Source organism: Paenibacillus sp. 11B, from assembly GCF_030487755.1.
In the GTDB taxonomy this organism is placed as follows: domain Bacteria; phylum Bacillota; class Bacilli; order Paenibacillales; family Paenibacillaceae; genus Paenibacillus; species Paenibacillus vandeheii.
On the sequence record NZ_JAUKNS010000007.1, the window covers coordinates 212584 to 233804 of the forward strand.

The window sequence follows — 21221 nt, forward strand, 5'->3', positions numbered from 1 at the left end:
AGTTTATCCAAACGGATGGAGCAGGAGAAGACCTGGTCCATTTTTTGGCATGCACACTTAATTCGTTGCCCAATAAAAATAGCTTGACAGCAAAGGTATTTTCATTAGAATTAACCTATGCTTAAACAAAAGTTTAAAACGACGGTTTAAAACAAAAGTTTGAAACGTCGTGAATATAAGGCCGATCGAGAGGCAGATACCAAGATAACGCCTCCAGGCCGGAAAAGAGAGTGGAGAGAGTGAAACAACAAACAGCAGTGCCCCAGGACCCGGCAGAGTTTTCGATTAAAACGATTATTTTGCCGCTACTGGCTATTATCGTCGGGATGATTATGGTCATCTTGGACAGCACGGTGGTTAACGTGGCGATTCCGAATCTGGTTCAATATTTTGAGACGGATCTGAAGACCATTCAATGGACCGTTACAGGTTATACGTTGGCCTTGTCAGCTGTCATTCCGCTGGCAGGATGGTTGACCGACCGATTTGGAGCCAAAAGAGTATTTCTGTTTACGATTGCCATGTTTACCTTGGGTTCGGTATTATGCTCAATTGCGCAATCTCCTGAACAATTGATTATTTACCGGATCATCCAGGGACTTGGCGGAGGCATGGTTGCTCCGATTGGTATGGCGATGGTGTTCCGTCTGGCTCCTCCTGAAAGAAGAGGCTCGATCATGGGGATGCTCGGAATTCCGATGTTGCTGGCTCCTGCACTGGGCCCCGTATTATCCGGCTGGTTCATTGAATCATTCAGCTGGCACTGGATTTTCCTGATCAATCTGCCGATTGGTATTGCCGCTTTTATTCTATGTATCAAGTTCCTGCCGGATACGGATCGTGGACGCACACCTGCACTAGATCTGCTCGGCATGATTCTGGCGCCAATTGCATTCTCGATGCTTGCATACGGTGTAAGTGAGGGTGGAACAAGCTGGAGTTCTGCAACAGCATTGACGGGTGTGATTGTCGGGGGCGTGGCCCTGATTCTGTTCATTATCGTGGAACTTCGTCACAAAAATCCACTGCTGGAACTTCGAGTATTCAGATCCTCGGATTTCACACGTGGTATTATTCTGGCATGGGTATCACAGGTTGCTTTGTTCGGAGCGATGATTTTGATCCCGCTGTATTTGCAGCAGATCAAAGGCTACACTGCACTGGAAACAGGACTCATTCTGCTTCCGCAGGCGCTGGCTTCGGGTGTGGGTATGCCACTTGGTGGACGATTGTTTGATAAAATCGGTGCAAGACCACTGGCCTTTGTGGGTCTGGGTATCATCTCGGGTGCACTGTTTATTCTGTCTTCCATTACGGCGGAAACCGGTCTGGGTCTAATCATTCTTAGTCTTGTCATGATGGGCTTGGGTATGGGCTTCTCCATGATGCCTCTTAATACGCATGTACTGAATGCTGCTCCACGTAAGCTGGTAGGTCGGGTCACCCCGCTTACTGCGGCTGCACAACAAGTAGTCGTATCCTTTGCCGTTGCCGGCCTGACCGGATTCCTGACCTCCCATATTGCAAGCAATACAGCTGGAGCTACTGATGCTGCAGGTATGGTGAATGGATTAGTGGCTGGTTTTAACGACACCTTCTTCCTGGCGGCTTGCATTGCCCTGTTTGGATGTCTGCTCAGTCTGATCCTGCGCAAACCGAAACGGGTGGAAGAAGATTCCCTTCAAACAGGGGATAAACCCGATCCAGCGATGATGATGGGACACTAATTCAAATCAGCTGAGATTAAGGTAACACTTCACTTGAATTTAAGGCAGTTCAGAGATTTTTCTGAACTGCCTTTTTGTTTTGTTCAAAAGAAAATGCTCAAGGCTGTCATCATTTCACGGAATGAAATGGCGTATCGGTCAGGTGAGAAGGAAACGGCCATATGCTGTCTGCCCTGAATGCGTATATAATCCCGCAGCTGTATGTTGTGCATCAGGTCTACTGCTTCAGATACAGCGGCATTCACGTTTCCAATCGGATAGAATTTCCCCGTTCGGTTATGTGTAATGAAGGAACGTACGCCATCCGAATCGGTACTGAGTACAGGACAGCCGCAGCTGATGGCTTCAGCAACAGCGTATCCAAAGCCTTCGAGCAGTGATGTAGACAGCATGATTCCCCCCGAAGCTGCGATCATGGAGTAGAATGTGGGCATCTGGGAATGGGGGACGTTGATAAAGATGCCAATCCGATCTTCTAGCCCGTACTCCGCAAGCATGTGTCGGAACATGACCTCATCCTCTGGATTGGCCAAGGTGGGATCATGGAACATCCATAGTCTGGCTTCTGGAACACTTTTAATAATTTCGCTGGATATCATCAAATATTCCCGCCAGTTTTTGTTGTGCTCGAGCCTTCCCACCCATGCAAGTACCGGATAGGGTGGGATATCCACCGAGATGGGGGCAAAGGTAGTGGTATCCAGCATATTGGGAATGACAAACCGATGAAGCCATGGACACATATGGATGAACAGCTCCAGTAAATGATCCGTAGGAGGAATGACCGCGGCATTACAGTGGGCTTGCAGATATGGTACTCCCATCTGAATGGTTTCCATAGCATGTTCACGCGTCCCTAGTCCCTGTGCTTCAAAGATAATGCGCCCATTATACCCGAGGGACCTTAATCTACCCGGCATGTAAATATCCGAAGTGACAATAATGGCATCATAACGATGATGATGGATCAAGCTGTGTATCTCCTCATCACTGGAAGCTGTGAAGACCGGCGTGCTGTTATTGTTCTGCATTCCCGAGCCAGGGTACAGATACAATACATGCGCTTCGATGCCATGGCGTTGCAGAACGGCTGTACGAAGTCGGTTTAATGTATTCACACCACCGCTTGGAACAAAAAATGTGAATAGTACTTTCACACGGTTCACCCTCTGACTTTTGTGAAGGAGCTCATGCTCCCGTACTGTATGGTACGTTGCCCCAGAGTACAGGGTGTGGGTGAATGAAGAGTTGTTCACATTTTAGACACATATTTTTAAGCTCTCTTTTAAGTGACTTTAAGCTGCATTTAGGATACAACACGTAAGATACAAGGAACTTCCCGTGTTGACCATCCGAAGAAAAGCGACGATGGCACACGGGTATTTTAACGGGAAAGGATGAATGATGTGCTCGAAGTGAAACAGGTAAGCAAAGTATTTGATGGACGGCGTGGCGTGCATCAACTGGATTTCACAATGGAGCGCGGTGAGATTGTTGGATTTTTGGGACCAAATGGTGCCGGGAAAACAACGACGATGCGAATGATCACAGGTTATTTGCATCCAACGGAAGGTTCCATAACGGTAGATGGCATATCCGTGCACGATCAGGGGCGGAGCGTTCGTTCCAAGATTGGTTATCTGCCGGAGACACCACCGCTTTATCCCGATATGACGGTGCAGTCGTATCTCAAATTCGTCGCTAATCTAAGAGATGTCCCAACACGTGAAGTAAAGTCACGGGTCAGTGAGATGGTGAGCAGACTGGGTCTCCAGGATCGGGAGAAGCAACTGGTTCGTGGACTATCCAAAGGGTACAAGCAACGTCTGGGTCTGGCTGGAGCCATTATTCACAAACCGGATTTGCTTGTGCTGGATGAACCCACTTCAGGACTGGACCCGAATCAGATTATAGAAATACGGGATCTGATTCGTGAACTGGGTGAGAATCATACTGTGCTGCTTAGTACACATATTTTGCCTGAAGTAAGCGCAATTTGTAATCGCATGTTAATCATTAATCAGGGACAGCTTGTATTGGATGGTTCACCTCAGCATTTTGGCTCAGCGATGGGTGATCAGTTCAAAGTATCCATTGAAGTGAAGGCAACAGAGCAGCAATTACATAACTTGCTGACACCTTGGGAGAAGGTGCGGAGTGAACTCGTTCATACACCTGATGGACATGCGTCCAACGATTCTTCCGATACGGTCAAAATGCTGCTTACGGGTGAATCGTCGGACGATTTTCGGGAAGAACTGTTTTACCTTTTGTCTGGGGCAGGCTTGCCGATCCTGGAGATGAAGAAAGAAAATCTCAGTCTGGAACAGATATTCCTGAAGCTTACGACAATGGAATCCGAAATGGAACTGCCAACCAAGGAGCCTCAAGCGGATACCGTGCAACTCGCGGCGACTGAAGCAGAGACCCAATCGGATATCGCTTCAGATCAAGAGCCATCGGCAATGTCCAAGAGCGCTTCATCTGAATCCCGCACAGGGGAGGAGTCCAAATGAGAAGAATGATGGCGGTTTGCAACAAAGAATTGCAAGCATACTTCCTGTCACCGACGTCGTATTTCGCGTTTGCTGTATATGTACTGATGACAAGTTTGCTGTTCTATTCCAGCTTTGTGTACTATCAGCCAAGTATTGTGGATTATCGCCTCGTACTGGGCGACACGTTATCCATGCTGCTGTTTGTAGTGCCCCTGCTAACGATGAGACTGGTGGCAGAGGAATTCAGACAGGGGACGGACGAACTGTTGTTGACTTCACCTGCACGGGTGACCGAGATTATTTTCGGCAAATATCTGGCATCACTGGCCATTCTCGTCGTACTTATTCTGTGCAGTCTCGTTTATCCGTTTATTATGTCCTTCTTTGGTGAACTGGATCTGACATCGGTGTGGTTGTCTGCACTGGGTCTATTTTTCCTGGGCGGAAGCATGATGGCGATCGGACTGTTTGCTTCCACGCTATCTCAGCACCAGATGGTCTCTGCGGTAGCCGGTTTTATTATCTTGCTCGTATTCTGGATGCTTGATTCATTTGTTGGCAATTCCGGATCTGCCCTACAGCAATGGCTTGACCCATTTGCACTGACGAACCGGTTTGACAGCTTTACGAAGGGCGTACTTAGTGGCCCGGATATATTGTATTACGTGACGCTCTCAGGTGTGTTTCTCCTGTTAAGTATTCAAATTGTGGAACGGAAGCGGTGGAGGTGAGAAGATGAAAAAATGGTTGAGTCATACCAACAGTACCGTGCTGTCTGTAGCGGTGATTGGCATCTTTATTTTGCTGACCCTGTTTCTGAATTCGCTTGGCGGTTTCCAATGGGATCTGACCTCGAACAAACAATATACCTTGTCAGACCAGTCTTTAACCGCGATCAAAAATGTAAAAGAAGACGTCAACGTCTTGGTGTTAACTGTCGAAAATGCGAATAATACAGTCTTGAACCGCGAAGTTACCGATATGGTTCAGGAATACACGAAACGCAACAGCAAACTGAAAATGAAGCAGTACAATCTGACACAGGAGCCTACGCTGGCTTCTAAATATGGCATCACAGGCAGCTCTATTGTATTGGAACAGGGCGATCAGCATAAAGTCATTGATATCGCCAGTCTGTTCACCGCTGTCGGGGATGGTAGCGATGGATCGTACCAGTTCACAGGTGAGGAGAAGCTGACACAAGCCCTAATGAACCTTTCTTCAACGGAGATGCACAAGATGGTCTTCCTGACAGGGCATGAGGAGCTTGGGGTGGATCAACTGACTACGCTGCGTTCATCACTGGAACAGAATAATATCACAACAGAAGAACTTCAACTGAATCAGGCAGGTCAGGTTCCCGAAGATGCGGATGTGCTTGCGATCATTGGTCCACAGCGCGACATCAGTGATACGGAACTGAAGGCAATACGGACTTATTTGAGTAACGGAGGAAAATTGCTGTTATCCCTCGGTTTTCACGAAGACATGAAATTGACATGGAAAAATATTGATGCACTCATGACCGATTATGGCGTGGTGGATGAGCATGCAGTCATGGTGGATAATCAGCAGGCCAGCACAATGGGACCACTTTGGGTCGTGCCGGAGTATGGCACACATGCCATCACGGATAAACTGGCAGAAAGCAAGCTTTATCCCATGTTATCCCTGTCTATTGCTTTGACAAGCAAAGAGCAGGATAAATACACGTTGTCGCCGCTCATTCATTCATCGAATGACAGTTATGGTGAGACGAACATTGGAGGCTTATTGCAAAACGAGACATCCAATGATCAAGATCAGGATGTACAAGGTCCTGTCGAGCTTGGATATGCGGCTGATACAACGGATGGCAAACCGAAGGCTGTTATTCTGGGTTCATCCATTTTCATGCAGGACTCGGAAATAGCGAACGGCGGAAATAGGGATTTTATTCTGAATACCGTTAATTATTTAAGTGAAAAAGAAGACGGGGTAACCATCCGTCCGCGGGTGCAATCCGGTTATCAAACGGCGTACCTGGACGGTGAGCAGGCCAGAACTATTTTCTTCGTGGCAATTGTCGCATTCCCGCTCATCTTTGTTATGATAGGTGTACTCTTATGGTGGAGGCGCAGACGGGTATGAAAAAATGGCTCCCAACGATTCTGGTCGTATTGGTTTTGATTATCGGCTGGGTCTATGCGGCCAGTCAAAATTATTTTCGTGAAGAGGAAGCGGAGAAGGTCAAGTTGCTTGGTATTAAGTCTGCCGACATTCAGTCCATCACGATTCATGACAACAATGCAGACACATCAGGTGCCTCAAAGCCCTCCCAATTGGAACTAAAGAATGGCGTATGGAGTATGGTGGAACCAAAGGCTTATCCTTTGAATGGTTATGCGGTTAGCAGTTGGCTTGATGCCTTGAGTGGCGCGGATCAGGAACTGATTGTGGAGGAAGAGACGAAGGATCTCGACAAGTATGGATTGGGTGCAGATGCAACGCTGCTGGATATCCAACTGAAGGATAACTCTGTAATCAAACTGAGCATCGGTGGCCAGCTGCCAGCAGATGACGCTCGTTATGTTCGGGTAGACTCCGGGCCTGTCGTAGCCGTACAGACGGAATCCATCAGCAATATAGAAAAATCACGGCACGATCTGTTGGACACGACTCCCTTTAATCTGGATGAAAGTAATGTGACTACGCTGGAGTGGGAAGGTGAAGCAGCCACATGGATGCTCAAATCAGCCTCTGAGGAGGGTGCAGCAGAGCAGACGTGGACGCTTAATGGTGAATCGGTTGAAGCTACAGATGCTGTATCGCTGATTGGCAAAATTAAAAACCTGTCCACAGCAGACGATGTACGCAAAGCTTCTGAACTGAAAGGCACCGTGCCACGCTTTACTTTATCCGTTGAGCAGACGGTTAATGGAGAAGCTGTTACGGATGTGTACCGTGGGCTTACTATTCCATCGGAACCGGATCAGATCTGGGTAGTCACACCAGACGGTCAGTGGGCTTATCCTATGGATGCAGCTAGTCTGAGGGAAGCAGAGCAATTTCCGACTTCGATCCAAAAATCAGATGTGTCATCTTCAGCGGAGAAGGACACTGATGGAACTTCCTCATCCAAATAAGTGAATTGTCTGCTTCAACATACAATTGAGGAGCTAACTGAAACAGGAATACGAAGGTAACGAAGGTGGTGCTGCACTTTGTGCATGCACCGCTTTTTTTGTTTTTTTTTTGAAACTTGAAAGAATTCCCGTTTAGCCCCGATAAATAGAGGTTGATGTTCCATATCCTTTCAGCATATCGGTCCGTACAGAAGAGCATCCTATCCTTGTGACCAAAACCAACATAATTGGAGGATGAGACATGCCAGCAGCCAAAAAGGCGACAGCAATCAGCTTATCTTTGTCTACTGCAATCTTCGTAATGGCCGGATTGACGGGTTGTGGAACCAGCACAAAAGATAACAACAATCTGCACACCCAAAGTGTTCGTCATGAAGTGAAAGGCATTAACCGTTATGGTGTTGAGTCCAATGGGATGGATGGTATTCGTGCGAAAAGCTATCGGACGCATAACGTCACTGACCTGAAATCAAGTGACGAGCTGGCTAAACGTATTACGGAAATGAAGGAAGTGAAGTCAGCACATGTTATGCTGACCGATCGTAACGCGTATGTTGCAGTCCGTTTGACAGATGGTCACACTGGCAAATTGGAAAGCAAATCTTTGCGTAACCGTGCAAATGGCACAATGCGTACCGAAAGCATGGGGCAGGAAATGGGCGGTTTGCGTGTAAATGGTGGTAATGGAACGATGTCTCCATACAGCACAAGTGGCATTGCACCAGGACTGAACACCAATGCAGCTACGGATCGCAGCCACATGGGCAATGACCGCAGCATCTATGGAACCATGGGTACTGGATCTTATGGCATGATGCGTGGTCTGACCAACAGTGGCAATGGCACTTCACGTTCAATGAGCGATGGTCATTATGGCATGAAGAGTGAGACCACGCGAATGGACAGCACGGATGACAACACACCGGAAGAGATTAAATCCAAAATCTCGGCCAAGATCAAACAGTTTGCACCTAACGTAGAGAACGTATACGTGTCGGCTAACCCGGAATTTGTCCAGCATGTGGAGAGCTATGCCACGGATATTCGTAATGGTAAACCGGTTAGAGGCATGATTAACACGTTCCAATCGATGGTTGAACGTATTTTCCCAACGAATGCGTTGAACACCAAGCACCGTGACGGCGTGCTCGATGATGGCATCATGAATCGTAACAACAACGATGGCATGATGAACCGCATGAATCATCGGTAACCAATAGTCAGAAGAACAAGTTGCCTTTGCGCAGATGGTTACATCAGCAGCAAAGGCATGCTTGTTTCTGAGTGAGAATAACGTTTTTAACAAAATGAAATAGAATGCTTATATAAGACTGAGCTTATTCTTAAAACCCCAATTTACTGCCCATTTTTTTGATAAAACTGAACCAACGCCCTTGACCTTACATAAGATGAGTTGACTGTATCCCCTTAACCTTGTTACACCAACACAACCCGAGCAAGGAGGGGTGAACATTGAAGGGTATCGATCATAAAAGCAAATTTCTGTTGACCCACCGTGAACGCGAAGTATTCGAATTACTGGTTCAGGACAAAACAACGCGTGACATCGCAGGGCAGTTATTCATCAGCGAGAAAACGGTGCGTAACCATATTTCGAATGTGATGCAAAAACTCAATGTTAAGGGTCGTTCGCAAGCAGTTGTTGAGCTGATTAAGCTCGGAGAACTGAAGATCTGACGCGATACTGCACAGTTGATTGAAGCAGCATGAAAGTCTTTTTCTATTCTTCATGATGAAGAATGGGGAAAGACTTTTTTGTGTTAGGTTGGAAAGCAAAAACAAGCGAATTCTCAAAGTGGAGAAATCGCTTGTTTTAAATAGTCATTCTCAGAAATTTAAATTCAAAATTTGCTGATTGCACTCCACTATTCTGGTTAGATCAGATTTAGGATAGCCTAGCCGCTTTGTCTTTTTACAGCACCACCAGCAGGAACAATGTATCTTTCCTTTGGCAAAAATCCCTTCGAACTTGTAGGACCAACCGTACCGAATAGCAAGCTGTTTTTTACGCTGAATAACACGCCTTCTGTGATGCCTGTAATAGGCTCGATTTCTTTGCTGAGATTTCATTGATCATCACGCTCCCTTGGGAAAAGGCTCAGCCCGCAGAAATTCCAAGGGTACAGATTGCTACGGGCAGAGCGTGATGGAAATCGTAATCGTATATGGCATAAGGGTTCACCTACATATTGTTATTGGAATGATCCTTCCTTAAAAAGGAAATTTCCACATTCGCTTCAAAGTTCAATTCCAATATAAGCTGAATCCGGTTCCTTAATCAAGAAAATGCCTTCTCAAAATTTCAACATACATACTGCTACTATATGGTGAGAATCCTCTTGATTTGCAGCAACGTATTGATTAAAATGAAAATATAAAAATGATTTTCTTTATTTATAATGAATTTATAAAAATAATTTTCAAAAAAGGAGTACTCATGGCAGCCATACTACATGCGTTGCAGCAAGAACTGAATGACCTTCCGTCACAGGAACGACGAATTGCAGAGGTGATTTTACAGTCCCCATCTGATATTCCTGGCTGGACCATTAACCATCTTGCACAGCAAAGCGGAACAAGTGCGGCTACGGTAACCCGCTTTTGCAAATCATTCCATTTCAAAGGTTTTCCTGATTTCAAAATGAAGCTGGCCGCAGAATTGTCGCATTCCACCAATGAAACAGCATATCAGGATATCGTGGCGGGCAATCCATTATCCAAAATTGTGGAAGCCATTGAAGCCAATCATCTAGCCTCCATTGCGGATACTACCCGTTTGCTGGATTTAGGAAGGCTGGAGCATGCGGTTCAGCTGTTATGTCATGCACGTCGCATTGATCTCTACGGTGTCGCAACCTCTTCCATTGTTACGCAGGATTTCTACCAGAAACTTGTGCGGATCGGCAAAAGCTGTACCGCCTTCTCGGATTCACATATGCAAATTACGTCGGCCTCTTCACTGTGTGAAGGAGATGTGGCGATGGCAGTATCCTATTCGGGTGAAACGCCGGAGACGATCGATGCTTTGCATTGTGCCAAACAGGCTGGAGCTTCAACGATTTCGCTAACTTCCTATGGGAATAACAAGCTTGCGGGGGTGTCGGATATTCCGCTGTTTACTTCTTCACTGGAAGAAGGCATGAGGCGGGGAGATATGGCTTCACGTATTGCACTGCTGCATGTCGTTGATATTTTGTTTACGGGCATGGTGAGTGCAGACTTTGATCGTTTTATCCCCAAATTGGAACAATCGTATCACAATGTACAGTCTTATCGAGTTCAACATAACGGAGGTGCCTAAGAAGATGAATATACGTATTTTTGAAAATGAAGAAGATTTGAACGCAACGGGTGCAGGTGTGATTGCCAGCTTGCTTCAGACGAAACCCCGGGCTGTACTGGGACTTGCGACTGGAAGTTCTCCTGTGGGTATCTATAAATCGCTTATTGCTTTGTATCAGAAAGGTCTGGTCAGCTTTGCGCAGGCATCGTCCTTCAATTTGGATGAATATGTCGGTCTCCCTGTGGACCATCGCGAAAGTTACCGCAGCTTTATGAATGAACAATTGTTTTCCCATATTGATATCGATCTCGCCAGAACGCATGTGCCGGAAGGACAGGCTTCGGATTTGAGCCAAGAATGTGTTTCCTATGAACAACGGATTGATGATCGTGGCCCTGTAGATCTACAGCTGTTGGGTATCGGCCATAATGGTCACATTGGCTTCAATGAACCTGGAACCGAGCTGACAGGGCGGACACATGTGGTGGATCTCAAAGAAGAGACAAGAAAAGCAAACGCCCGCTTTTTTAATAGCATTGATGAAGTTCCGACTCAGGCCATTACGATGGGGGTAGGTACGATTCTAAAAGCCAAACAAATTCTGCTGATCGCTCGTGGTGAGGAGAAAGCCGAAATTATTCGTGAAGCCTTTATGGGGCCGATTACGACACAATGTCCCGCTTCGCTGCTGCAATGTCATCCCAATGTGGTCGTATTGCTGGACCGTGCTGCCGGGAGGTTGGTGAAGTGAGCGTAGAACCTATGGAAAACCAGGAGCAAGGGAGTGAAAAAACCATTTCCCTTCTTCGAGGCAAACTCGTATTGCCCGATGGTGTAATGGAGGATGGTGCGCTCGTCTGGGCAGAAGGGAAAATCCTTTATGCTGGCGCACCCGAGGGACTATCTGAACACATTCGCCGTGAAGCCGTATCTGTGCCTGTTTCCAAGCATGGTGTCATTGTCCCTGGGTTTATAGATATCCATGTACATGGGGGTAACGGAGAGGACTTCATGGACGCGAGTAAGGAAGTGTTGGATAAGATCACTTCATTCCACAGCACACAGGGGACCACTGCAATGCTGGCTACGTCCATGACAGCGCCCAAAGATAGCCTGGATCGGGTATTGTCTGAAGTGCACAGCTACCGTTCCGGTGAAATGCCTTATGCACAGCTGGAAGGTGTACATCTGGAGGGTCCCTTTTTCAGTCCCAAATGGCCTGGCGCACAAAACCCAGATCATATCGTATTGCCTAATGTGTCTTGGCTTGAGGCGTGGGAAAAACAATATCCGGGCCTGATTCGTCAAGTCACACTGGCGCCAGAACGTGAGGGAGCGCTGGAAGTCATTTCGTGGCTGCGAGAGCAGCGAATTACGGCGGCATTAGGTCATACGGATGCTACTTATGAAGAAGTAGAGCGGGCTGTTGAAGCCGGACTGCATCATGCAGTGCATACATTCAATGCGATGACACCGCTGCATCACCGGAATCCCGGAGCTGCCGGAGCGGTGCTCAGTGATCCACGCATTAGTGCAGAGGTTATTGCAGACGGTATTCATGTACATCCAGCGGCGATCTCACTCATCGCACAATTGAAGCAAGCTTCCGATCAAATCGTGCTAATTACGGACGCCATGTCTGCTGCCGGGCTGGATGATGGGGAATACAAAATTGGCGACCTGCCTGTGATTGTTAAGGAAGGCGTAGCCAGATTGAAAGATGGCGGTGCACTGGCAGGAAGCACGCTCACGATGATTCGTGGTTTCCGCTATCTGGTACAGGAAGTAGGTATGAGTCTGAATGCAGCTTCACGTGCAGCCAGCCTGACTCCGGCACGTCTGCTCGGCATTGATCACCGAACGGGTTCCTTTACTAAAGGCAAACAGGCGGACGTCGTTTTGCTGAATGGTGATTTGAAAATTGAGGAAGTGTGGGTGAAGGGTAGAAGGGTGTAAGACTTCAATCTAAAGTTAAACATTAGGAGCCAATTCCACTGAGGTATAGCTCCATGAATAAAAACAAGCGTTGAAAGACAGAGCTATATGTCAATCGACGCTTGTTTTCTTTTTTTGTTTAGCAAGAATGGAAGAATTGTTAATGATATTCATTTTCTTTATCTTACAGAAGACGTTCGAAAAGCCAGAATGCACCTGCCGCTGCGATGAGGCAAGAGGCAACCTTCATACCGTTGTTGTAGGCAGAGCCCTTTTGTAAATATTTAAGGATAGGTACTGCAATTGCTACTAGGGCCAACTGAATGATCTCAATACCAATATTGAAGCTTGCCAAATCAATGGCGACCTCTTTTGCGGGAATGTGCATGCCCATAAGGATGTCTGCAAAGCCCATTCCGTGAACCAATCCGAACAGAAACGTAATTAGCCAGCGGAATCGGATGTTTCTGAGGAAAATATTTTCCACCGCGACATAAACAATGCTAAGTGCAATGCCGGCTTCAATCCACTTCGAAGGCAAATGAATAAGGTCCAGATAGGTCAGTGTAAGTGTAATGCTATGGGCAACCGTGAACGCGGTGATAGTCAGGGCATATTGCTTGAAAGTCTGCCTTCCAAGCAAGAGAGCAAGTAAAAATAACAAGTGATCATACCCTCCAAGGATATGATTCATCCCCAATTGCAGGAAGGATAACCATGCGGAACGAGTTGCAGGAGAATGTGATGTGGTTTGTTCCACCTCCTGGGTCGAACCTGAGCCTGATGACGACAGGGGGGCTGGCGTTGTCATTCCTTGCTGTTCAACTGAGGGCTCGTCCTGACTGATCTGATTCTCGGTAAGCAGAATGGTCCAATCCCGTTCTTTGCCCTGAAGAATGGCCTGACTTAGCTGTCCACCCTGTGTAGCCGCAAGAAGGTTGGTATATGTTGTATTTCCGTTATCGTAGTACAGTCCGTCATTGATCGTAATGGTTGTACCAGGTGAATAGGCAGGGAACTCCCAGTGAATGGTCACATAACGGGTACCGTTCTCATCCTTCATGTCCAGGTTCAGCAACGTCTCGGCCTGCTGTCTCCCGTCGGCTTCAAGGGCAATTGAATCCCCGATCCAATCGGCTATTTTATCTCCCCATACATCCAACTCATCCGGATCCAGCTTCTCGTTATTGTTGGTGTCTGCCTTAATGTTTTCAAGGACGGAGGTTTCATCTATGGAAAAATCAAGCGTAGTCCTCTCTTGTTCGAAATCAATATTGGTATAACTGGCGCTTAGCGGATGAGCTTGGGCTACCTGTGGATATGTAATTAACACAGTCATGGTTAATAGGATTATCCAGAATACAGATAGAAGGCGGTTCGCCCCGAGATGAGTGGAAATATGTGATGCGTTCATGAAGTTCCCCCTGATGGTATTTTTGCCAAGCCTGATAATGAGGTGAATTATAAGCTTGTCGTAATTCTGTGTCAATAAATTTAACATATATTTTACTTGTTTTTAACAATTGGTGAAAAATAGTTTACATAAACATAACGCTTTACAAACAAACTCATGTTCATATGTCACTATTTGATGTATATTATCCGTGATAGTGCACATTTGCTAATGGATACTTTACATAATTTCGTGCATTATTCAAAAGTATCTCAAGTAGGACGATTGTGTGGGGAGTGAGATTAGGGAAAAAGTGTTGACGTTTAGATAAGGACTCAAGTCGGAAGGGCATCTAAGAAGGAGAGGGAAACATGAAGTTAAATGTATTCAGAAAATTCAAGCAATGCATAAACATCGCACTTGTTATGTCGCTGATGCTATCGGCTTTGTCGGGGGCATTTGCTCTGCCAGTTCAAGCGTCACCTGCAGTGGACAATGTCGTAATTAGTCAGGTTTATGGCGGAGGCGGGAATAGCGGTGCTCCATATAAAAATGATTTCATTGAACTCTATAATCCTACAGGTAATGATATTGTACTGGACAATTGGAGCATACAATATGCAAGCAGCGCAGGAGCTCAATACACGCCAGAGAACATGACGGTTCTAAGCGGAACAATCCATGCGTACGGTTATTATCTGATTAAGGAAGCCACTGGTGGAGCTATCGGTTCGGATTTGCCTACTGCAGACGTTTCTGGAAATATCGCTATGGCCGCAGGCAGTGGAAAGGTTGCATTGGTTAAATCGAACACAGCTTTGAGCGCATCACCAGGTTCAGTCTTGCTTTTGAATAATTCAGACTTGGTGGACTTTGTTGGATATGGTTCAGCCAATCAATCTGAGAAAAATCCAACAGCTGCTCTGGCCAATGCGAAAGCAGCGATTCGTAAAGCTAACCCTTCGGATACAACTGCTTCTACTGGAAAAGGAGCAGGACAAGACTCAAATGACAATTCACTAGACTTCGTTGTAACTACCCCAAATCCACGCAATTCATCTATTATTGAGACTCCTTTTGATGCTGGAGAACTGCCGCAAAGCGTCCGGCCTGTAGGGGAGAACATCCTGTTTTCAGGAGTAAACGTTATTGGCTATGATGGCGCGGCTAAAGCATCGGTCACTGTCAGTGTTTACAGCGCGGATCCATTAACAGGAGGGGTCCCCGAGATTGCCCGGACACAGTCTACACCAAGTGGGGCTTTCAGCGTGGATCTGACAGGCACTACACTTGAGACGGCCAATACCATTTACTTGACTTCAACAGAATCGGACAAGCAAGCTAGTTTCGCACTTCAGTTAAATCGTGCTCAGACTTCTGCTGAGGTGAGTGAGGCTTCATATCTGGTAGAAAACTCAAGCGGAACCGTTACCGGAATCACAGAGGCAGCAGGCAGCCTGATCTCGGTGTACGCGGACGTCGAGAAAACCCAGCCATTGGCAGCGACCTCGGGTGCGACGTCTGTCGCATCAGGTCCTGATAAGAAATTTACTTATAAATTGTCGAGCACTCCGAGCACCATCTATGTGACTCAGGTGACATACGGGAGCACCGGACGCAGTCTTGAAAGCAAGCCGGTTGCCGTACAGAAGCTGGATCTTGCGGTAATAACACCAATTCAAGATATCCGTACAGTAGACAGTAAAGGCTCATCTGTATATACGAACGGAAAAATATTCACTATTGAAGGCGTGGTTACTGTTGACAACAATGTGTTTGGAACAGGGGCCAACTATTTTTTCATTCAGGATGACACAGCCGGCATTTTGATTTATGCGGGAACAAGCCTGGGGAGCAGCATCGTCAAAGGCGATCGTCTGAAAATTACAGGCACCATTCTTGAATACTATGGCTTACTGGAATTTCAACCGCTGCAGATAGAACGGACGGCGGTCCAACAGTCGCTTCCACAATTTGTTCCAATCACAGTAACGGATCTTTCAGCTTTTGCGACGGCAGAGCCGTTGGAAGGCAAGCGTGTGCAGTTGAATGCCACAGTAACTAACGTCCCTTCGACAAGTGGGAGTGTCAACGTTACAGTTAAGGACCCTGATTCAACAAAAACTACAACTGTCCGTGTGCTTCAGGGAGCCGGCATTGATTTAACGTCCACATTACAAAAGGACAGAATGTATACAATTACAGGTATCATCGGACAATATGATTCCTCTTCTCCATATACATCGGGTTATCAGTTGATGCCTACTTCGGCCGCAGATATCACCCCGATGCTGGGCATTACACATACCCCGATCAAACAGGCTTATGTAGATGCCGATGTGACCGTAACGGCAACAGCGGATGCAGCAGAACAGGTAACCCTGTATTACCGTAGCGAAGGGGAAACTGCATATATTCCGATAACGATGAGTTTATCTGATTCATCAACATATTCGGTTGTCATTCCGGGCGAAACCATTGGAACACGCAATTTCCAATATTATATTGAAGCTGTCAACGAGGACAATAAGGCATCTACCGGAACACCGGAGACACCTTATACTGTAGTGGTGTTGGATGACACTACTGGTCCTGAATTCGGTACGCCGACACCTGCACAGGATTATCGTCAGGAGAGCTATCGTCCGAAAATTTCACTCGAAATTAGTGATCTTAGCGGTGTGGATACTTCGACAATTGCGATGAAAGTGGATGGAATATCAGTAGAACCTGTCATCACACCGGGAGCGATCTTAACCTTGGTAGCGTATACTCCTGCTTCTGAGATGGCGCTTGGGCCGCATACCGTAATGGTAAGTGCAAAGGACAAAAAACAAAATGCAAATTCATTCTCATGGTCCTTTGAAGTTGTAGAGCCTTTCACTGGTGGTCATCAATATGCTGGGACGACACACAATCATACGAATGTGTCCCATGATGCAAGCGGAGAGCCCATAACCGCAGTTGAAGAATCCAAAAAGTATGGTTATGACTGGTTCGCCTTCTCCGACCATTCGCATGACATTGACTCGGCCCAGATTGACCAAGATACCGTTACGAATAGCGGTGGAATGCCGGAACGTACCGGCGGAGAAAAATGGAAATTGGAAAAACAGGTAGCTGAGCAGTACACCGAGGATGGGAAATTTGTTGTTTTTCCGGCATTTGAAGCGACCTCTACAACCTGGGGGCACTCTAACGTCTTTAATACCGATAATTTTATCGACCGGAAACAAAATGGCGGTCTTTATCAGAACCTGAACCAATATTATGCCTGGGTGCTGACGCAGGATCAGGCGATTGCCCAGTTCAACCATCCGGATACACCTGCTGGATCATTCAATGGATTCACTCCATATAACAAACAAGTGGATGATGTGTTCACTATGTCCGAAGTGGGTAACGGTTCTGGGCATTATGCTTACTATAATATGGAAGACACATACTTCAAGGCCCTCGATCTGGGCTGGCATCTTGCACCGACTTACGGCGAGGATAACCATGATGCTACCTGGGGACAAACGCTGAAGCGGACGATTATTGTATCCAAGGATCTTACTCCTGCTTCCTTACTTGATTCCATGCGCAAGATGCGGGTATACATGACCGAAGATCCGAATTTTAGAATGGATTTCTCGGCGAACGGCCAGTACATGGGCGCCGTGGTGGAAGGTAACACCCTAAATTTCAGTGTTTCCGGTCATGATGATGTCGCGGAGAACAAATCGATGGCAGAGTATAATTTTCTTAGCAACTCGTATGTCTCCAACGATACGATTGCAAAAGTAGAGTTGCTTTCCAACGGTAAAAAGGTTATTGACAGCATCGAGCCGAATTCAACCTCGTTTGAATGGCATCCAACGGTTGCGGTGACTGGCGGTCAGCAATGGTACATGATTCGTGTAACCCAAAAGGATGGCGAGCGTGCCTATTCAGCTCCAATCTGGTCGCAGGTTGTGCCTGTGGACGTCAAAGTATCTGGAATTGAAGTTGTAGACAATGCATTGGTGGGCAACACACCTGCAAATGTCAAGATCGGCGTATCGAACGCAGGTACAGAGGCATTGTCGAACCTGACCGTAGACTTGTACTATGACAGCAAGGACGCCGAGCATAAACTCGGCAGCGCAGCGGTCAGCTCAATAGAAGCAAATTCCGTCGCTTATGTGACTGTTCCATGGAGCAATCCGGTTTCCGGGGAGCATAAGCTGATTGCCGTTGTGTCAAGTCCTAACGGGGATGATCCATCAGATAATACGTATGAACTAAATGTGAAGGTGAAGGAGCCGCTTGGTCTAACCGTCATGATTGATGCGGCACACAAAAATGAAAATACGACAACAGATACTGGTACGTATGTCGACAAACTGCAAAATTTCACAAGCATGGTTAGACAGGAGGGTTATACTGTCGTTGAGAACAAATTGCCATTGACGGCAGATGTGCTCAAGGACGTCAAGGTACTGATGATATCCCATCCAAACGTCGATCTGACCTTCGAGGAGAATGCGGCCGTAGCGACCTTTGTCAAAAATGGCGGGGCTTTGTTAATGACCGAGAAGAGTAACTTTGGTGCCAATCCAACACTGAACAATGATTTGCTGGCAGAGATCGGTTCTCATATTCAGGTTTCCAATGATGGAATTTATGATGATTCTATCAGTGGCAACTTCTGGAGTACACCGGCTACTGCGAAGTTTGCTGTCAGACTGTTCCCAGAAATTGTAGACAACTATATCATGGATCGGGTTCCACCTATTGAGTATTACAGTGGGGCAAGTTTGTATAGGCTTGGAACGAGCGGACCGGAGCCGTTGATCACAGAGGATAACGTGCAGGTGCTGGCATTTGCCAATGAAACCTCTTACCAAAATAGTGTAAAGGCTCCGTCATATACCTATGATACGGTATCAGATGAATCGGGAGGTTCTGCTATTCCGGCCATTGCTTCCGAGCAGGTGGGTAGCGGACGTGTCATTGTGTCGGGGATGAACGTTGTTAATGATCAGCAGTGGGATGATGCTTTCGGAGATAACGGAAATAACGATTTTGGAATGAATGCAATCAACTGGCTTGCTGGAAGGGAAACCAAGGTATCGGAGATCGGTACGGCCCGTTCGTTACCGGATGGCTCCGAAGCCGTAGTGCAGGGCGTGGTGACTTCAGCGGCAGGTGTGTTCTTTGATGCTTTCTACCTGCAGGATGCAACAGGGGGTATCATGGCGTTCAAGGAAGTAACGGATGATTCGCTAAAACTAGGCGATATTGTTCGCGTATATGGATCGACTCATAATTTCGAAGGCAACAGGGAAATCACATTTGATCAGTTCAGCAAGGATGTCGTGATTGTGGGGCATGCTGATCCGGCGGAACCTAAATCAATTCATACGGGAGACTCGGAGGTAGTTGGTTATCAAGGTCTGCTTGTAAAGGTAACGGGTAAAGTTTTGTCAAAATATGATAGTAATTCTTATGTCATTGATGATAACAGTGGCCCAATGATTGTGTTTACGGACGGTTATATCACCAATCAGTCTGGTCCAGTACCGGAGCTGCAATCAGGAGATACACTTGAAGCGGTTGGAATCCTTGGCGGATTCGCCGAAGGTAGCCGCATCAGGGTGAGAGATACGCGCGAACTGAAAAAATTAGCCTCCACAGAATCTCCTGATTCAGAGGCAACACTGTCGGAGTTGGTGTTGAAAGACAAAGGCGGCAATACAGTGCCTTACACACCGCTATTTTCTAGTGAAATGATGCAATATACGACAACCGTGCCTAACAATGTTGATGCGGTTAAGATTTATCCATCAGCATCAGCAGGTGCTTTGGCAAGGATTGATATTAATGATATTGCCTTGTCGGGTGAAGGTTATACGCAGCTAGCGCTTGCTGCCGGAGCCGTTACCACGATAACGATACAGGTGACTGCTGAGGATGGCACAACTGTGAAGGTATACACCTTGAAGGTAACACGCCAGTCCGATGACAATTCCTCGGGTGGTAATGGTGCTTCACCTGGAGATAACGTAGGCACTCCGTCCATTGGCGACAATTCCTTGTCGGGTGGTGGAACAACTGCATCCGGAAGTGGCAGTACGGGCGAAACAACAACAAATATGGTTGATAAAGACAAGATGAATCATGCATTGAGCTCGGCAACAACGAAAGTACAGATTGACATGGGTACACAGGGTGAGATCACCGTAACTTCTGAGGCACTTGGTCTTTTCCTAAATCAATCCAAAGTACAGCAAGTGGTTCTCCAAAATGCACAGGGGCAATACACATTGACACCTGACCAAATCAACTGGAGCAAACTAGAGGAGCAGCTTGGCGTGACCAAAGATAAGCTTTCGCTCAACTTGAGCATCACTGCCAATGTGAACGCCTCCAGACAGGCCACCAATGCTGGAATGACTGTCATTGGAGCAACGGCGTTCACATTAACAGCAATGAACCCTGCGGGACAATCGCAGAACATTCAGCAATTGGACGAGTATGCCAACCATCAAGTTAGCGTTCTTAAAGGAACGGACACTGGTCATCTGGCTGTGCTTCGTGTGGATCAAATTAATGGCAAGACGGTATTCACACCGGTTCCGTTCACCTTGGACGGAAACAATGTCAACATTTACAGCCGAACAAACGGGTCTTATGTACTTGTTCAGCACACAGCTTCCTTCAACGATACGATGTCCCATTGGGCCCGTCAGGAGATCGAAGCTTTAGCCGGCAAATATATTATCCAAGGAGTAAACGACAAGGTATTTGAACCTAACCGTTCCATTACCCGAGCTGAGTTTACCGCTCTGATGATTCGTATGTTCGGTCTGTCTGTACCGGATATCGAAAGAAGCAGCTTTAAAGATGTATCCAATACATCATGGTATGCACCATATATTGCATCCGCAACAGAGGCTGGTCTGATTAATGGTTACACGGGCAGCAAGTTCAAGCCTGAACAGACGATCTCCAGAGAAGAAATGGCGGTCATCATCTCCAGAGGATTTGCTCTGGCGGGGTATGACACCAGCAGCACGACGAGTGTGGCATCGTTCGCCGACGGAGAACAGATTCAGAATTGGGCAAAATCAGCCGTAGGACTGTTGAATCAATATGAGATTGTCAAAGGCAATCCGGATGGAAGCTTCAAACCTAAAGGATTGGCAACACGTGCCGAAAGTGCGGCGATGTTGGGTCGTTTGAGTGAGATGCTAAAGTTTAATCCATGATTTC

General features: G+C 46.7%; 13 protein-coding genes. 11 read left to right on the top strand and 2 right to left on the bottom strand.

Annotation, left to right across the window (positions count from 1 at the left end; translation table 11 throughout):
• Window positions 1-239 precede the first annotated feature (239 nt).
• Window positions 240-1727, top strand: a complete 1488-nt coding sequence (locus Q0V21_RS26790) for a DHA2 family efflux MFS transporter permease subunit (RefSeq protein WP_301881365.1) — start codon at window positions 240-242, stop codon at window positions 1725-1727.
• Between the two features lie 83 nt (window positions 1728-1810).
• On the opposite strand, the gene Q0V21_RS26795 is transcribed toward Q0V21_RS26790, so the two are convergent.
• Window positions 1811-2884 (bottom strand): glycosyltransferase family 4 protein, encoded by a 1074-nt coding sequence (locus Q0V21_RS26795; protein WP_079347536.1) that lies wholly within the window; start codon window positions 2882-2884, stop codon window positions 1811-1813.
• A gap of 249 nt (window positions 2885-3133) precedes the next feature.
• Between Q0V21_RS26795 and Q0V21_RS26800 the strand changes: the two genes are divergently transcribed.
• The 9 genes from Q0V21_RS26800 to nagA all read left to right on the top strand — a co-directional run bounded on the left by Q0V21_RS26800 (window position 3134) and on the right by nagA (window position 12610).
• Window positions 3134-4243, top strand: a complete 1110-nt coding sequence (locus Q0V21_RS26800) for an ABC transporter ATP-binding protein (RefSeq protein WP_301881366.1) — start codon at window positions 3134-3136, stop codon at window positions 4241-4243.
• Window positions 4240-4956, top strand: coding sequence for an ABC transporter permease subunit (locus Q0V21_RS26805; protein WP_301881367.1), 717 nt, complete (start codon window positions 4240-4242; stop codon window positions 4954-4956). The genes Q0V21_RS26800 and Q0V21_RS26805 overlap by 4 nt, the downstream gene beginning before the upstream one ends.
• A 4-nt stretch (window positions 4957-4960) precedes the next feature.
• Entirely contained in the window at window positions 4961-6355 is a 1395-nt protein-coding gene (locus Q0V21_RS26810; RefSeq protein WP_301881368.1) for a GldG family protein, read from the top strand.
• Window positions 6352-7350: a DUF4340 domain-containing protein gene (locus Q0V21_RS26815; RefSeq protein ID WP_301881370.1), complete on the top strand. Its 999-nt coding sequence runs from the start codon at window positions 6352-6354 to the stop codon at window positions 7348-7350. Before Q0V21_RS26810 ends, Q0V21_RS26815 begins: the two co-directional genes overlap by 4 nt.
• Before the next feature lie 241 nt (window positions 7351-7591).
• Window positions 7592-8563 (top strand): YhcN/YlaJ family sporulation lipoprotein, encoded by a 972-nt coding sequence (locus Q0V21_RS26820; RefSeq protein WP_301881372.1) that lies wholly within the window; start codon window positions 7592-7594, stop codon window positions 8561-8563.
• A gap of 260 nt (window positions 8564-8823) precedes the next feature.
• Complete coding sequence (locus Q0V21_RS26825; RefSeq protein WP_017692532.1) at window positions 8824-9048, top strand: helix-turn-helix domain-containing protein; 225 nt, start codon at window positions 8824-8826, stop codon at window positions 9046-9048.
• 760 nt (window positions 9049-9808) lie between these two features.
• On the top strand, window positions 9809-10672 hold the full coding sequence (locus Q0V21_RS26830; protein WP_079347524.1) for a MurR/RpiR family transcriptional regulator: 864 nt from the start codon (window positions 9809-9811) through the stop codon (window positions 10670-10672).
• Window positions 10673-10676: 4 nt separating this feature from the next.
• A complete protein-coding gene (gene nagB, locus Q0V21_RS26835; protein WP_301881385.1) occupies window positions 10677-11405 on the top strand; it encodes a glucosamine-6-phosphate deaminase in 729 nt (242 codons plus the stop codon).
• 11 nt (window positions 11406-11416) lie between these two features.
• On the top strand, window positions 11417-12610 hold the full coding sequence (gene nagA, locus Q0V21_RS26840) for an N-acetylglucosamine-6-phosphate deacetylase (protein WP_301881472.1): 1194 nt from the start codon (window positions 11417-11419) through the stop codon (window positions 12608-12610).
• A gap of 163 nt (window positions 12611-12773) precedes the next feature.
• On the opposite strand, the gene Q0V21_RS26845 is transcribed toward nagA, so the two are convergent.
• Window positions 12774-14003: a HupE/UreJ family protein gene (locus tag Q0V21_RS26845; RefSeq protein WP_301881396.1), complete on the bottom strand. Its 1230-nt coding sequence runs from the start codon at window positions 14001-14003 to the stop codon at window positions 12774-12776.
• 350 nt (window positions 14004-14353) lie between these two features.
• On the opposite strand from Q0V21_RS26845, the gene Q0V21_RS26850 reads away from it, so the two are divergent.
• Window positions 14354-21217, top strand: a complete 6864-nt coding sequence (locus Q0V21_RS26850) for an S-layer homology domain-containing protein (protein WP_301881398.1) — start codon at window positions 14354-14356, stop codon at window positions 21215-21217.
• Window positions 21218-21221 lie beyond the last annotated feature (4 nt).